Raw genomic sequence first — 12,318 nt, forward strand, 5'->3', positions numbered from 1 at the left:
CCCGCTTCCGCTCCCGATTGCCCCGTCCTGGCTGGGCCGAGGAGCGCAGACGTAGGCGGATCAGGGATCGCGCTTGTCTGAGCGAAGCGAGTTTGCGCGAGACCCCGCCGTAGTCGAGCACCGCAGGTTGCCCGAAGCGAAGCGTAGGGACCCAGACTGCGGGTCGCCTTTTTTTGCTTACTTTTTTTGGCGAAGCAAAAAAAGTGAGTCGCATGCCGGGCGACTCCCGGCCAGCAACCCTATGCAGAGGGCGCCGCCGCCGGGAGTAAGACCAGGCTACGTCGAGCCGCTCCCCGGCAAGTCGCCTTCATACCTCGCCAACTCAACCCAAAAAACACTCCCCCCACCCTGGCGCGCAGCCATCCCAACAGGATGCCCCAGCGCCTGGCTCAGCCGGTAGATGGCCGCCAGCTCCAGGCCGAAGCCCTCGGCCGTGCCTTGCTGCGGTATGCCCTGTACAAAGGTTTGCTGCCGTTCATGCGCGATGCCGGTGCCCGTGTCCCACAGTTCTATGCGCCAGCGGCCCCGGCGTTGCCGCGCCGCCAGCAGCACGCCGCCGCCGTGGGTGTTGCGCAAGGCATTCGACAGCAGGCTGCCCACCAGCCGCGCCAGCAGCACCGGGTCCGACAGCGCGCGCCCCGCGGCGGTGCGCGTGCGCAGGCGCAGGCCTTTTTCGCGCGCCAGCGGCATGTGCTCTTCGGCCAGCGTGTGGATCAAGGCGGCCAGGTCCACCGGCTGCAGTTGCACGTTCAGCGAAGCCGGGTCCAGCCCCGCCAGGCTGAACAGCGACTCGAACAGCTCGTCGATCTTGTGCGTCGAATCGCCGATCTTGCGCGCGATCTGCACCGCGAACTCCGGCTCCCTCGTCAGCCAGTCGGCATACAGGCCCAGCGCATGCACCGGCAGGCGCAGCTCATGCGCGGCGCTCGCGATAAAGCGCGTCCTCACCGTCTCCGCGTCCGCCACCGAGCGTTTGCGGTCCTCCAGCGCCTTGATCAGCTGCTGGCGGTCGAACTGCAGCTCCAGGCTGATGCGCAGGGCCTGGTACATGCGGCGGCCCGTCACATGCGCCACCCACAGGAAGACCAGCACCACCATCATCTCGGCGCCGGTGTCCAGCACCGACGGCACGCCGCCTTGCAGGTCCATGCGCCAGACCAGGGCCGCCAGCACCGAGGCGCCCAGGCCGTTGCAGTAGGCCGAGAAAGTCCGCAAGCACGGCGGCGACGAAGACACCGCGGTCGCCGCGATAGCCGACAGGATCAACATGCAGACGAACTGCTCTTCGACAGGCGCCCGGTGGTAGACCACAAACATCAGCGATCCCCAGACCACCGCGCTCAGGGGCCAGGCCCAGCCATGGAGCGACATGAACTCCCGCAGCGCCACGCCGTCGGCCTCCGCCAGCCGTTGGCGGTAGGCATGCAGGATGATGTAACGCAGCATCGTTATCGAGCCCGCAGCCAGGGTCCACACCCAGAGACCCCAGGGCTCCACATGCGGGTACAGCGTCGTCACGACCACCATGATCACCAGCACGGCCGCGTGCAGCGTCGGCTGCGCATGGCGCATGAAGGTGTGGGCCAGCTGCACGTTGACCCAGGCCTCGCGCGGACTCATCGAAGGGTGCTTCCGGAAGCGGCTGGCGGGGTGGGCGTCATGGAGAGAAAATTTTTCCGTGGGCGGGTAGAGACGGTAGGGGCGGTAGAGGCGTGGACAACCACACTATCAACGATTTTCCCTTGTGTGCCGGATGGGCAGAAGAGGCCGGGGGTGGGGGTTCTACTTATTCAGCTTACGAACATCCGCCCCGGCCTTCGCGGGGGAAAGTCTTCCTGGAGACATTTTTTGCGAGGTTTCAGGCGTGCGGCGCGCGGCCCTTGCCGGCGCGCCGTGTTCCATGGGTTTAACGGCAGCCGGCGTGCGAAAGTGTTGCCTGTCCGTTGGCGCCACCCCGATCTTGCCAGTGTAGGCGCGCTTGAACGAGCTGCCTTTGGTAGTCATTGGCCGGGGGCTACAGCGGTGGAATGCATACCTTTTTATTCCTGGCTCTCCGGCAAATGAGGGCGCTTGTGGTCCTCTGATGCCTTGGTACGAGCGGCTCGGAACTTTTGAGGTATGAGCCGCTGGATGTCCTGGATAAGATGTGGCTTGTCGGCCAGAAGCGGACGCCTGCGCTTCAGAAATCCTTGTGGCCGGCTGCTGATGCTCGCGGGGGTCATCGGCCTGGCTGGAATCATTTAACTATTAAAAAATTCGCTCGGGAGGCTAACCATGACCCTATCGCCGTATTTGTTCGCAATGGCTCTCGCCTTGCCGCTGGTAGGCATCGCCCAGAGTCGCTTCGAAGTTTCCGCCGACGGACACCAGGTGCTGGATCGGCAAACGAACCTGGTCTGGAAAAGGTGCGCCGAGGGCCAGGGCTGGAACGGATCGGCGTGCGCGGGCCCCGCCAGCAAGTTCACATTTGATGCGGCAACGGCCGTGACGGCCGATCCCTCAGCGTGGCGCCTTCCCGGCGTCAAGGAACTCTTCAGCATCGCGGGGGCGGGCGATGCAGGGCAAGTGCCCGAGGTGAATCTCCTGTCCGAAAAACCGGGCCTGGCCTTCTGGACATCGACACCGCAGGCCGCCGCGCCCCAGATGACCGCCTGGATTGTCGATCTGGGCTCGGCGACGACCTTGCCATCCCTGAGAGGCGCAAGCAATCCCGTACGGATGGTTCGCTCTGACGCTTCGCCGGCCACCAGCGAAAAGTCGCCGAACGACAGAGGCGTGAGTTTCAAAACGGTCACCGGCCCGGACGGGCAAGCCTATGCCCGCACCGAATGCGTTCTCGACGCCGTCACAGGGCTGACCTGGGAAGGCAAGCCTGCGGACGGCAGCTTCAGGGACAAGGCCAACAGGTACACCAACTTCGACAATCCGGACAAGGCGCAGGTGATGGTCTCCAATGCGCCGTCGCATCCCTCGCCGGATCAGATAACCGCGGCAAGCAACGCCCTTGCTTACGTCAAGGCGGTGAATGCGGCAAAGCTATGCGGGCATTCCGACTGGCGCCTGCCGTCGATGGCCGAACTGCATGATCTCGTGAGTTTCGGCAGGGCAACGCCGCCGATGCTTGACCCGGCGTGGTTCCCCAATACACCCACACAGTTCTTCTACTGGACGTCCGAGGCATATCCCACGTTCCCCACGTCGGCCAGGATACTGAATCTTGCCCTGGGCGGGGCCCGGGCGACATCGCGCATGACACCGGGCTATGTTCGGCTCGTCCGCTGATGTCGTGCGAGGTGGGCTGGGTGCCGTGCGTCTTGTATGTCGACAATCGGCCAGAGGGAAAAATTCATGAAAACCAGACTCTTCCAGCCGGCTGATACCGCAGACGTATATCGACTTTTAACGGCCAATGGTTGGCAGCATCGAATTCCTTCAATGGACTACCTGCAGGCGCTGATCGCCGCGTCCCAGAGCGTCATCGTCGCCGTGGACGGAACACAAGTCGTCGGATTCGCGCGGGCCATCACTGACGGCTTGTCCAATGGGTATCTTTCCATGGTCGTGGTGCAAGAGTCTTGCCGCGGTCAAGGCATCGGGACACAGCTGGTTGAGCGAATCGTCGGTGACGAACCCAACATGACGTGGGTGCTTCGCGCGGGGCGCGGAGGAGCGCGTGAGTTTTTCTCCAGGCTTGGCTTCACGGCGTCTGCGGAAGCGATGGAGCGCGTGCGTCGGGAGGCGGTCAAATGACCGCTTTGGGCTGCCGGGGCTTGGGCTAGGATGGCGGCGGAACCCAGGGCGGAAATGAAGATAGAAAAAAATATCGGAGGAGGACCATGAGAAAAATAATCGCACTCGCCGGCATGGCCCTGTCCGCGCTGGCAATGCACGGCAATCTGTCCGCTCAACAGGGACCCCGGTTCACCGGTGAGTATTACCGTGACCTGGGCGTCATTTTTGGTGTCATCGAAGCCGTCCGTGATATCGCTGACATATGTTCGGAAGAGTTTCCGGAGACCAGTGACGACAATGAAAAGCACTACCAGCTCTGGCGCACCAGTCATCTGGATTTTTTAGAGGAAGTCGAGCGCCACCGGACCCGGATTCTGGAGCACCCTGTTCTGGGGGCTCAATACAAACGCGATGTGCACAACCGGAACCTCACGTTCAAGACAAACCAGAGACGCGCCCTGTCGGCTGATGGAATGGCGACGTTCCGAGCCCGTTGCAATGCGTACGGTGATATGACCAGCTTGCCGCAATGGGACCTGGAGACATCATTTGCGGGACACATAGCGACCATGCGTCGCGGTCCGCCACAATGATTTTCTCGGCGGCAGAAGCGGACACTCGCAACAGCTTACTCATGAAGACCGACTACAGCAGACTCGACTTTTTGATCCTTGGTACTGTTGCAAGGGGGCCGCAGTCACTTGATCGGATCCTGACAATTGCCGCTGTCCGAGGCGTCGCGATCCAGCTTGCGCGACGGAGGGCTGGTAGATCGCCCAGTGAAAGCGCTGACGAAACCGTCAAGGAAAGATTGCAGGCCCTGCGCCGGGCGGGAAAAATTGAGTTTGACCGTTCAACCGGTCGATGGGCCACGGCTCAAGATACATGAGCGATCTTGCAATCATTAAAGAAGGCACCTGGCTGTATGACGGCCAGATTCCAACGGGTGTACGGATCGTGTCGTGCTCCATGCGATGGGGTACGGGCGATTGGGAGGATCCACCCGAGATCCGTGAGAATCTCAAAGTTGACGGATTCGGCGTGCAATGGGCATCACCCACTTCGCCCGTTGAATACTCCGATCAGGCATCAGCATCCTTTGCAACGCTCGAGGCGGCGATTGAGCATGTGGAAAGCGTCGCCTGGACAAAGGGTAGCCTCAAATGGTCTGCCGAGGCAGCGTGAGCACCTCGGACCGAATCCGGCTGAAAATAGGATGATGGGCGGCATTGGCAGGAACGGCTGAGCCACAGGAGTTCCCCAGATGACTTGCGACAAAAAATGAATCGCCGTTAACCCAGAGAAGTCTCATGCTCGAAACTGCACGCCCGGAAAGGACTCCAGAACCACCCGTCGCACTTGTCTTCGCAATCTTTGCGGCTTCCTGTCTGGCAGGCGGAGCACTCGTCCTTTTTGACGCGGAAATCACCTTTGCGATCCTGAGCCAGTTGCTGAATCCCGGGCGCAATACTTTCTACGGGATTGCAGAGCCTGCCGGCTGGATTTACCGCTTCCGGTTTGAACTCTTTTCCGCAGGCAGCCTGTTCATCGCCATTCCTTTGACGGCAGCCTGGTTTGCATCGACCGGCTACAAGCAGTACCTGCGAGCGGTCGCACTCCTTTTTGTGTTTTCTGTTCTCGTCAGCAGTGCGGCGGTTTTTTTTTACAGGCAATACATGCAGGTTGAACTCACCGACATTCAAATGTGGGGGAAGCTCCAGCCTCCGCGTTCCAGGGGCTCATTGACGCCAGTGGGAACGGTGCCCGTCGCCATGCTCACACTGTCGGGTCCTCTGCTGGCATCCGCGTTTGTCTTCGTGCGCCGGCGTCGCATCGGTCAAGCTGCTTTGGGCCCGCAGCCACCGGCAATTTGACCGGCTCCGGCCAGGATCGAACATCAGAGGAGCGTTAGTCAGTAACGTCACTCGCCCTGGTCACCGCATCCCAAAGCGCCTCCGCGGCCCGCCCCATTGAATTGCGGGACCGGAAGAGCCTGATCTCCAGTGGAACGCGCAACGCAGGCACACCCGCTTCGGCCACACGGTCGCTTGCCAGGTCGTCATGAATCAGGGTTTGCGGCAGCCATGCGACGCCGCGGCCTTCGAGGACCATGGTTCTCAACACCGAGGCCAGGTGCGCGGTGAACACCGTTTGTGTCGAGACATTCTCCATGGCCTCAAACCGTGTCTCGCGCAGGATGCGGCCAAGCCCGGATTCGGCGCTGTAGCCCAGAAGAGAGACCGGCGTCTTGCCCGCTTGCAGTGTGTGCAGGGGCTGGCCTGAAGCATCAAGCGCTGTCACCGGCACGAGGCTGTCGGCGCCAATCTGGATTGAGAGAAAATCGCCGGCGTCAAGACGCCCCGGCGCGTCAGGGTGGGCATGGCAGACCACAAACTGCACCTTGCTTTGCTCCATCAGCGCCTCGCAGCGCGACAGCACGTCGGACTCCAGGTGCATGGTTCCGGCCATGGTGTGCGCTTCAAAACGCCGCAGCCAGCCCGGCATAAAGGTAAACGACAGGGCGTGGGTGGCGGCAAACCGCAGGGAATGTGAACCTGCTTCGGCAATGATCCTGGCCTCGCCCGGTATGCGGGCCACCTGGGCCTGCAGATCATGGGCAATGCCCTGGAACCACTGGCCGGCTTCGGTCAGCCGGACTGGCTGTGAGCTTCTGTCAAAAAGCTCGGTGCCTATCCATTCTTCCAGGGCGCGCACCCGTCGCCCGAAAGCCGGCTGCGTCATGTGGCGCTCTTCGGCCGCACGGGAGAAATTGCCCGTTGTCGCCAGCGCGGAAAAGTCTTCGAGCCAGGAGAAATTCATGCCCGGTGCTTTGAAAGCATTGAAGAGAAGAAAAACAGCATTGGTCAAATGCGGCAGCCTTGGCGATCATAACGATCATCATCACAACCTGTCATAGCGGCAACCATGAAAATCGTTGAAATCCGGGAGAAGACCCTTCCCATCAGTTCACCCATCCGCAACGCCTACATCGACTTCAGCAAGATGACCTTGAGCCTGGTGGCCGTGATCACCGACGTGATCCGGGACGGCAAGCCGGTCGTGGGCTACGGCTTCAACTCCAACGGCCGTTATGGGCAGGGCGGGCTGATCCGCGAGCGCTTCCTGGACCGTATTCTTGACGCCGCGCCTGAAAGCCTGATCGACGCCCAAGGCACCAACATTGACCCCGCCAAGGTCTGGGCGGCGGCCATGGGCAACGAAAAACCCGGTGGCCATGGCGAACGCTCGGTTGCCGTGGGCACCATTGACATGGCTGTCTGGGATGCGGTCGCCAAGATCGAGGGTAAACCCCTGTTCCGCATGCTGGCCGAACGCCATGGGCGCGAGGCAAACCCACGCGTCTTTGTCTACGCCGCCGGTGGTTATTACTACCCGGGCAAAGGCAACGAGGCGCTCTGCGCCGAGATGCGCAGCTACCTGGATCGCGGCTACAACGTGGTCAAGATGAAGATCGGCGGCGCTTCCATCGATGAAGACCGGGCGCGCATCGAGGCGGTCTTGAAAGAGATCGGTTCAGAGGCCCAGCTCGCGGTCGATGCGAACGGCCGCTTCGACCTGGAAACCGGCATTGCCTACGCAAAGATGCTGCGCGAGTTTCCGCTGTTCTGGTATGAAGAGATCGGTGACCCGCTCGACTACGCCTTGCAGGCGGCGATTTCAGAGTTCTATCCCGGCCCCATGGCCACCGGCGAGAACCTGTTCTCGCACCAGGACGCCCGCAACCTCCTGCGTTATGGCGGCATGCGCCCCGACCGCGACTGGCTGCAATTCGACTGCGCGCTGTCCTATGGCCTGGTTGAATACCTGCGTACGCTGGAGGTGCTCAAGCAGTTCGGATGGTCGCCTTCACGCTGCATTCCCCACGGCGGCCACCAGATGTCCCTCAACATCGCAGCCGGCCTCGGCCTGGGCGGAAATGAAAGTTATCCCGACCTGTTCCAGCCCTACGGTGGTTTCCCCGATGGCGTCAAGGTGATCAACGGCCATGTAAGCTTGCCTGAACTGCCTGGGATCGGATTTGAAGGCAAGGCCGACCTTTACGCCCAGATGCAAGCCCTTTCCGCCTGAGCCTGACTGATTCTGTTGGCAACGACAAAGGAGACAAAGCATGAAAAACAATAGGCCGATGTTCAAACGGGTTCTTGGGGTTCTGGTTTCAGTGTTGCTCAGCCTGTCGGCAGCCTGGGCGCAGTACCCCGACAAGCCGGTGACGCTGGTGGTGCCCTTCGCCGCCGGCGGGCCTAGCGACAAGATCGCCCGCGACCTGGCCGAAGCACTGCGCAAGCCGCTGGGCCAGACCGTCATCGTCGACAACACGGCTGGCGCCGGCGGGACCATCGGTGCGGCGCGCGTTGCGCGTGCCAAGGCCGACGGCTATACGCTGCTGGTGCATCACATCGGCCTTGCAACCGCGCCGGCCCTTTATAAAAAATTGCCCTATGACACCCTCAAGGACTTCGAATACCTGGGCCTGATCAACGAGGCGCCGTCCGTGCTGATCGGCCGCACGACACTCGCCGCCAACAACCTTGCCGAACTGCGCAAGTGGATCGCGGAGTCCGACGGCCGTGTGAACCTGGCCAACGCCGGTGTCGGGTCGGCTTCGCACCTTTGCGGCTTGATGCTGCAAAGTGCGCTCAAGTCCAAAATGGTGGCAGTCCCCTACAAGGGAACGGGCCCGGCCATGACAGACCTGATCGGTGGGCAGGTAGACCTGATGTGCGAACAGGCGACCAACGCCGTGCCGCAAATCGAGGGTAAAAAAGTGAAGGTATACGGCGTCAGCAGCAAGGAGCGGCTGAACCTGCCCACACTCGCGCAAACGCCGACACTGGCCGAGGCCGGCCTTGCGGACTTCAACGTCACGGTCTGGCATGGCGTGTATGCGCCGCGCGGCACGCCGCCGGAGGTCTTGGCCAGGCTGAATGCCGCGCTGCGCGAGGCCCTCAAAGACCCCGACCTGATCAAGCGCCAGGAAGCGCTGGGCTTGCGCCTTGTGACCGACGCCAGGCTCAGCGCATCCGGCCACAAGGCCTATGTTCAGGCCGAAATGGCGCGCTGGGGAAAGGTGATCAAGGATTCGGGCGAGACGGCTGAGTAAGCAGTCGGTGTTCTTCTTGCTCCTTCCCCCGCTGGGGGAAGGCAGGGATGGGGGCCCCCCGGCCTCCATATTTAAGAGCCGGCCAAACAATCAATCGCTGCCGGCCCCCATCCCAACCTTCCCCCAAAAGGGGAAGGAGCGAGAGCGGCAGTCATGAAAAATCGGAAATATGCGATCCCGATGCTTCTTCAGTCGAACTTGACCAGGTCCTTGAAGATCAGCCGACCCCAGCTATTTCCGCGCGCATGCACAAGCAGCCTGCCTTCCGAAAGCCCGCCAAGCTGGATCGGCGAGAAACCGAGCTTTTCCGCGAGCGCACCAATCTCCGCCGCTGCGCCGTCATCGTCGCTCGCCACGAACACGACTCGCCTGCCACCATTTACGGCCGGATCCTGTTCAAGGACACCAGCGACCAGATGGTTGAAGCCCTTCACCAGTCTTGCCCCAGTGAAGGCCTGCGCGACGACCCTGGAAGAGGGCTGTCCTCCCAGTTCCTCGGGGGGCACGCCGTAGGCATTGGTCACGTCGATGATCGTCTTTCCCTTCCAGCTCGGCAGCGCCTTTGCGACATCCCGGTGCGACTCGAAACGAACAGCCAGAAAGAGGACGTCCGCCTTGAGCGCTTGCGCCAGCGTGGTAGGGATGACCTTGGGTCCGATCGCGGCCGCGGCGGAGGCAAAGCTTTCCGGATCACGCGTGGTTGCAACGGATACTTCGATGCCGCTTCGGGCAAATGCCTTGGCGAGGGCCTGGCCGAGTTTGCCGAAGCCAATAATTGCGTAGCTCATAAATTCTCCTTCGGTGTTTGTGTCAGATTTGTGCCAGGCCGCCGTCGACGGCGACTTCGCTGGCGGTCATGAAGCTGCTGTCGGGCGACGCGAGAAAGGCTGCCGCCGCGCCGATCTCCGCCGGATCGGCCATGCGCTGGAGCGGATTCATGGCGGCGAAGACCTTCATGCCTTCCGCGCCCAGCGCCGCCTTCGCGAGTTCGGTCGCCGTCGGCCCGGGGGACAGCACGTTGACCCGGATGCCGGTGCCCTTCAGGTCCTCCGCCCAGGTCCGCGCGAGGTTGCGGACTGCCGCCTTGCTTGCGCTGTAGACGCTGAATGCCGGGGCGCCCGTGGTGCCGGCGCTCGACCCGGTCAGGATGATGGAACCGCCCGGGCCCATCAGCGGCAGCGCCTTCTGGACCGTGAAGATCGTGCCCTTCACATTGGTGTCAAAGGTTTCGTCGATGTGCTCCACGGTGAGCTTGCCGAGCGGAAGCGGGCCTCCCGCCCCGGCATTGGCGAAGACGATGTCGAGGCTTCCGCGCTCGGCCTTGACCGCCGCGTAGAGCCGGTCAAGGTCGGCCAGCTCGGAGACCGAGCCCTTCACCGCGCGGGCATGGGGCCCGAGCTCGGCCAGAGCGGCGTCCAGCGCTTCCTGCCGCCGGCCGAAGATAAAGACGAAGGCGCCTTCCTCGATAAAGCGCTTTGCTGCGGCGAGGCCGATGCCGGTCGCGCCGCCGGTGATCACGGCGGTCTTTCCATTCAGTCTGTTCATGTATGTGTCCTTCGTTTGACTTCGTTTGAAGTTGTAAACAAGCGGGGATTCGCTTGCTGAAGGACACATGCAGTTCTGCTAACCTGCGGACAAGTATGCACTTTCAGGTAAGTACCAAAAAATGACGACGCCTTCTGAAACCTGCGATCCCGGCTGTGGGCTCAACACCACGCTCCGCATCATCTCGGGCAAGTGGAAACCGCTGGTCCTGTTTTTCCTGCGCGACGGCGCCAAGCGCTACGGCGAGCTCAAGCGCCTGATCCCGGGCGTCAGCCACAAGGTGCTGATCCAGCAATTGAAGGACCTGGAAGCCGACCAGGTGCTGGCGCGGACCGACTACCAGGAGGTGCCCCCGCGCGTCGACTACATGCTGACCCCGCTAGGCCGCAGCCTGGCTGACGCGATCATCCCGCTATGCACCTGGGGAAGCGAGAACATGGCCGAAGTGACAAGCATCTTCGCAGCCCGCAGCAAATCCACACCAGCCCCGCCGACGCGCCCGTAAACACCGCCAGTTGCGCCTCAAAAGCCCGCCGGTAAGCGGCCGCGCCACGCCGCGCGCGATATAGGCCGACAGCGTCGGATATTGCTCCAGCAGGCCCGAGCTCTCCAGCCTGCCGCCTGAAATGAAGGTTTGCGTGGAAGGATGTGCAAAGACCGCTTTGGGCCCAGAGGAGTCGTTTACGGCTCAATGAACCCGCAGCACCTCAAACTGCTGTCGGATTGCAGCGACCTGTATCGACACGTCATCACCCTCGCATTTGCCCAGCATGGCCCTACCCAAAGGGGCTTCCATGCTGATGACCTGAACCAGCTGAGTGCCGCTGCCCAACTGCATGCTGCCCCCATCCGGGCCGAGAAAGAGCTGTTGCTGCTTGTCGTCGGAATCGACCAGGCAGACCAGCGCGCCGAGCTGTATCCCTTTGCTGGCGTCGTAGGGACGCGGGCGGAATTGGCGCCACTTGGCCATCGCCTGGCGGATGGCTTCGGCGCGCCGAACTTGGCCGGTGGCCAGGTAGGCGGCTTCGAGTCCCAATGTGTCGTATTTGTTTTCGGCGATATTTTCTGCGTGGGTCGCCGTTTCGTGTGCCACCCGCACTGCATCTTCGGCTTGCAGCAGGTCTTCGGCGAGCCGTTTCAGCACCTGCTGTTGCAGCGAGAATTTATTCATGACGGAAGGTAGGCATCTCAAACAAGCGGGGGAAGGCCTTAATTATGAAGGCTCCTCCAGCCGTCGACCCGACTGCACTTTCGGCAGTGCGCCGTCAGCGTTCATTCTTGCCGCCTACCGTGCTGCGCCGAAGCACTATAAATGCGCCCTGCGGGTTCTGATGTCTGCTTTTGGCCGAAAACGGTCATCTTACCGGCGGCTGCCCCGGCTATTCCTGCGCGTATGCACAAACAGTCCGCCTTGCTAGCTCTCCACCTGCGCCTTGGATAAACGCAGCGCTTTAGCCATATAGCCACGCCACAAGCTCCGTGTAAAAAGGCTGACCAGAGGTTTCAGGATGGCCGATCGGCTGATGAACTCGTAGCGCCAGCGAACCGACGTGGCGGTGCGGCCCGGCACGCTTTCGAACCACCACTCACCGCGTGCTTCGCTGGCAAGAAGCCGCAGCACCCCCGTGAGCTCCGTGATGCGGTAGGCGAAGCGGCTCGGGTATTCGTAGCTTGTCAGTGTCTCCCGGGCGGAACTCCCGTCGGAAAACACCACGTTTCGGGTCCGGCCCGCGGCATCCCACGGGCCGGTCTGGTTCGGCGTCTTCGTAACCGATGGGAGCGGGCCGTAACCGGTAAAGATCGATGTGAGGTCAATGGGGACGATATGCAGGAAGGTCTTTTCCCTCGATGCTTCGACCATCGTGATGACGGTTGCTGATGCTGATGTTGTTGCTGCGGCGGATTTCATGATTGCTTCC

Annotated in this window: 15 protein-coding genes; 9 read left to right on the forward strand and 6 right to left on the reverse strand. The window is 61.9% G+C overall.

Going from position 1 to position 12,318, the window contains the following annotated elements; genetic code table 11:
* Nucleotides 1-276: 276 nt before the first annotated feature.
* Nucleotides 277-1,620, reverse strand: a complete 1,344-nt coding sequence (locus AC1D0O_RS09440; protein ID WP_477653256.1) for a sensor histidine kinase — start codon at nucleotides 1,618-1,620, stop codon at nucleotides 277-279.
* 654 nt (nucleotides 1,621-2,274) lie between these two features.
* On the opposite strand from AC1D0O_RS09440, the gene AC1D0O_RS09445 reads away from it, so the two are divergent.
* The 6 genes from AC1D0O_RS09445 to AC1D0O_RS09470 all read left to right on the forward strand — a co-directional run bounded on the left by AC1D0O_RS09445 (nucleotide 2,275) and on the right by AC1D0O_RS09470 (nucleotide 5,606).
* Complete coding sequence (locus tag AC1D0O_RS09445) at nucleotides 2,275-3,282, forward strand: Lcl C-terminal domain-containing protein (protein WP_477653257.1); 1,008 nt, start codon at nucleotides 2,275-2,277, stop codon at nucleotides 3,280-3,282.
* Between the two features lie 66 nt (nucleotides 3,283-3,348).
* Nucleotides 3,349-3,750, forward strand: a complete 402-nt coding sequence (locus AC1D0O_RS09450) for a GNAT family N-acetyltransferase (RefSeq protein WP_477653258.1) — start codon at nucleotides 3,349-3,351, stop codon at nucleotides 3,748-3,750.
* Nucleotides 3,751-3,836: 86 nt separating this feature from the next.
* Nucleotides 3,837-4,325 carry a hypothetical protein gene (locus tag AC1D0O_RS09455; RefSeq protein WP_477653259.1) on the forward strand — a complete coding sequence of 163 codons (489 nt, stop codon included), beginning with the start codon at nucleotides 3,837-3,839 and terminating at the stop codon, nucleotides 4,323-4,325.
* Nucleotides 4,326-4,366: 41 nt separating this feature from the next.
* A complete protein-coding gene (locus AC1D0O_RS09460) occupies nucleotides 4,367-4,621 on the forward strand; it encodes a hypothetical protein (RefSeq protein ID WP_477653260.1) in 255 nt (84 codons plus the stop codon).
* On the forward strand, nucleotides 4,618-4,917 hold the full coding sequence (locus tag AC1D0O_RS09465) for a hypothetical protein (RefSeq protein ID WP_477653261.1): 300 nt from the start codon (nucleotides 4,618-4,620) through the stop codon (nucleotides 4,915-4,917). Before AC1D0O_RS09460 ends, AC1D0O_RS09465 begins: the two co-directional genes overlap by 4 nt.
* Nucleotides 4,918-5,042: 125 nt before the next feature.
* Entirely contained in the window at nucleotides 5,043-5,606 is a 564-nt protein-coding gene (locus AC1D0O_RS09470) for a hypothetical protein (RefSeq protein WP_477653262.1), read from the forward strand.
* Nucleotides 5,607-5,640: 34 nt separating this feature from the next.
* On the opposite strand, the gene AC1D0O_RS09475 is transcribed toward AC1D0O_RS09470, so the two are convergent.
* Nucleotides 5,641-6,552 (reverse strand): LysR family transcriptional regulator, encoded by a 912-nt coding sequence (locus AC1D0O_RS09475; RefSeq protein WP_477653263.1) that lies wholly within the window; start codon nucleotides 6,550-6,552, stop codon nucleotides 5,641-5,643.
* A 105-nt stretch (nucleotides 6,553-6,657) separates the two neighbouring features.
* Between AC1D0O_RS09475 and AC1D0O_RS09480 the strand changes: the two genes are divergently transcribed.
* On the forward strand, nucleotides 6,658-7,821 hold the full coding sequence (locus tag AC1D0O_RS09480; RefSeq protein ID WP_477653264.1) for a mandelate racemase/muconate lactonizing enzyme family protein: 1,164 nt from the start codon (nucleotides 6,658-6,660) through the stop codon (nucleotides 7,819-7,821).
* Nucleotides 7,822-7,879: 58 nt separating this feature from the next.
* On the forward strand, nucleotides 7,880-8,854 hold the full coding sequence (locus AC1D0O_RS09485; RefSeq protein WP_477653317.1) for a tripartite tricarboxylate transporter substrate-binding protein: 975 nt from the start codon (nucleotides 7,880-7,882) through the stop codon (nucleotides 8,852-8,854).
* A gap of 188 nt (nucleotides 8,855-9,042) precedes the next feature.
* Here AC1D0O_RS09485 and AC1D0O_RS09490 read toward each other — a convergent pair whose 3' ends face one another.
* On the reverse strand, nucleotides 9,043-9,642 hold the full coding sequence (locus AC1D0O_RS09490; protein WP_477653265.1) for an NADPH-dependent F420 reductase: 600 nt from the start codon (nucleotides 9,640-9,642) through the stop codon (nucleotides 9,043-9,045).
* Between the two features lie 22 nt (nucleotides 9,643-9,664).
* Complete coding sequence (locus AC1D0O_RS09495) at nucleotides 9,665-10,399, reverse strand: SDR family NAD(P)-dependent oxidoreductase (RefSeq protein ID WP_477653266.1); 735 nt, start codon at nucleotides 10,397-10,399, stop codon at nucleotides 9,665-9,667.
* A 121-nt stretch (nucleotides 10,400-10,520) separates the two neighbouring features.
* Between AC1D0O_RS09495 and AC1D0O_RS09500 the strand changes: the two genes are divergently transcribed.
* Nucleotides 10,521-10,904, forward strand: coding sequence for a winged helix-turn-helix transcriptional regulator (locus AC1D0O_RS09500; protein WP_477653267.1), 384 nt, complete (start codon nucleotides 10,521-10,523; stop codon nucleotides 10,902-10,904).
* Nucleotides 10,905-11,087: 183 nt separating this feature from the next.
* Here the strand turns inward: AC1D0O_RS09500 and AC1D0O_RS09505 are convergent, their stop codons facing one another.
* Both AC1D0O_RS09505 and AC1D0O_RS09510 read right to left on the reverse strand, forming a co-directional pair.
* Nucleotides 11,088-11,570: a GreA/GreB family elongation factor gene (locus AC1D0O_RS09505; protein WP_477653268.1), complete on the reverse strand. Its 483-nt coding sequence runs from the start codon at nucleotides 11,568-11,570 to the stop codon at nucleotides 11,088-11,090.
* Between the two features lie 243 nt (nucleotides 11,571-11,813).
* The gene (locus tag AC1D0O_RS09510; protein WP_477653269.1) at nucleotides 11,814-12,308 is read right to left on the reverse strand and encodes an SRPBCC family protein; all 495 of its coding nucleotides are present in this window, start codon (nucleotides 12,306-12,308) and stop codon (nucleotides 11,814-11,816) included.
* Nucleotides 12,309-12,318: the final 10 nt, after the last annotated feature.

This window comes from Polaromonas sp. P1_F2, from assembly GCF_056405735.1.

Coding starts and splice junctions, on each gene's coding strand:
- AC1D0O_RS09440 (WP_477653256.1), bottom strand. CDS start 1,620: ATGAGTCCGCGCGAGGCCTGGGTCAACGTGCAGCTGGCCCACACCTTC.
- AC1D0O_RS09445 (WP_477653257.1), top strand. CDS start 2,275: ATGACCCTATCGCCGTATTTGTTCGCAATGGCTCTCGCCTTGCCGCTG.
- AC1D0O_RS09450 (WP_477653258.1), top strand. CDS start 3,349: ATGAAAACCAGACTCTTCCAGCCGGCTGATACCGCAGACGTATATCGA.
- AC1D0O_RS09455 (WP_477653259.1), top strand. CDS start 3,837: ATGAGAAAAATAATCGCACTCGCCGGCATGGCCCTGTCCGCGCTGGCA.
- AC1D0O_RS09460 (WP_477653260.1), top strand. CDS start 4,367: ATGAAGACCGACTACAGCAGACTCGACTTTTTGATCCTTGGTACTGTT.
- AC1D0O_RS09465 (WP_477653261.1), top strand. CDS start 4,618: ATGAGCGATCTTGCAATCATTAAAGAAGGCACCTGGCTGTATGACGGC.
- AC1D0O_RS09470 (WP_477653262.1), top strand. CDS start 5,043: ATGCTCGAAACTGCACGCCCGGAAAGGACTCCAGAACCACCCGTCGCA.
- AC1D0O_RS09475 (WP_477653263.1), bottom strand. CDS start 6,552: ATGAATTTCTCCTGGCTCGAAGACTTTTCCGCGCTGGCGACAACGGGC.
- AC1D0O_RS09480 (WP_477653264.1), top strand. CDS start 6,658: ATGAAAATCGTTGAAATCCGGGAGAAGACCCTTCCCATCAGTTCACCC.
- AC1D0O_RS09485 (WP_477653317.1), top strand. CDS start 7,880: ATGTTCAAACGGGTTCTTGGGGTTCTGGTTTCAGTGTTGCTCAGCCTG.
- AC1D0O_RS09490 (WP_477653265.1), bottom strand. CDS start 9,642: ATGAGCTACGCAATTATTGGCTTCGGCAAACTCGGCCAGGCCCTCGCC.
- AC1D0O_RS09495 (WP_477653266.1), bottom strand. CDS start 10,399: ATGAACAGACTGAATGGAAAGACCGCCGTGATCACCGGCGGCGCGACC.
- AC1D0O_RS09500 (WP_477653267.1), top strand. CDS start 10,521: ATGACGACGCCTTCTGAAACCTGCGATCCCGGCTGTGGGCTCAACACC.
- AC1D0O_RS09505 (WP_477653268.1), bottom strand. CDS start 11,570: ATGAATAAATTCTCGCTGCAACAGCAGGTGCTGAAACGGCTCGCCGAA.
- AC1D0O_RS09510 (WP_477653269.1), bottom strand. CDS start 12,308: ATGAAATCCGCCGCAGCAACAACATCAGCATCAGCAACCGTCATCACG.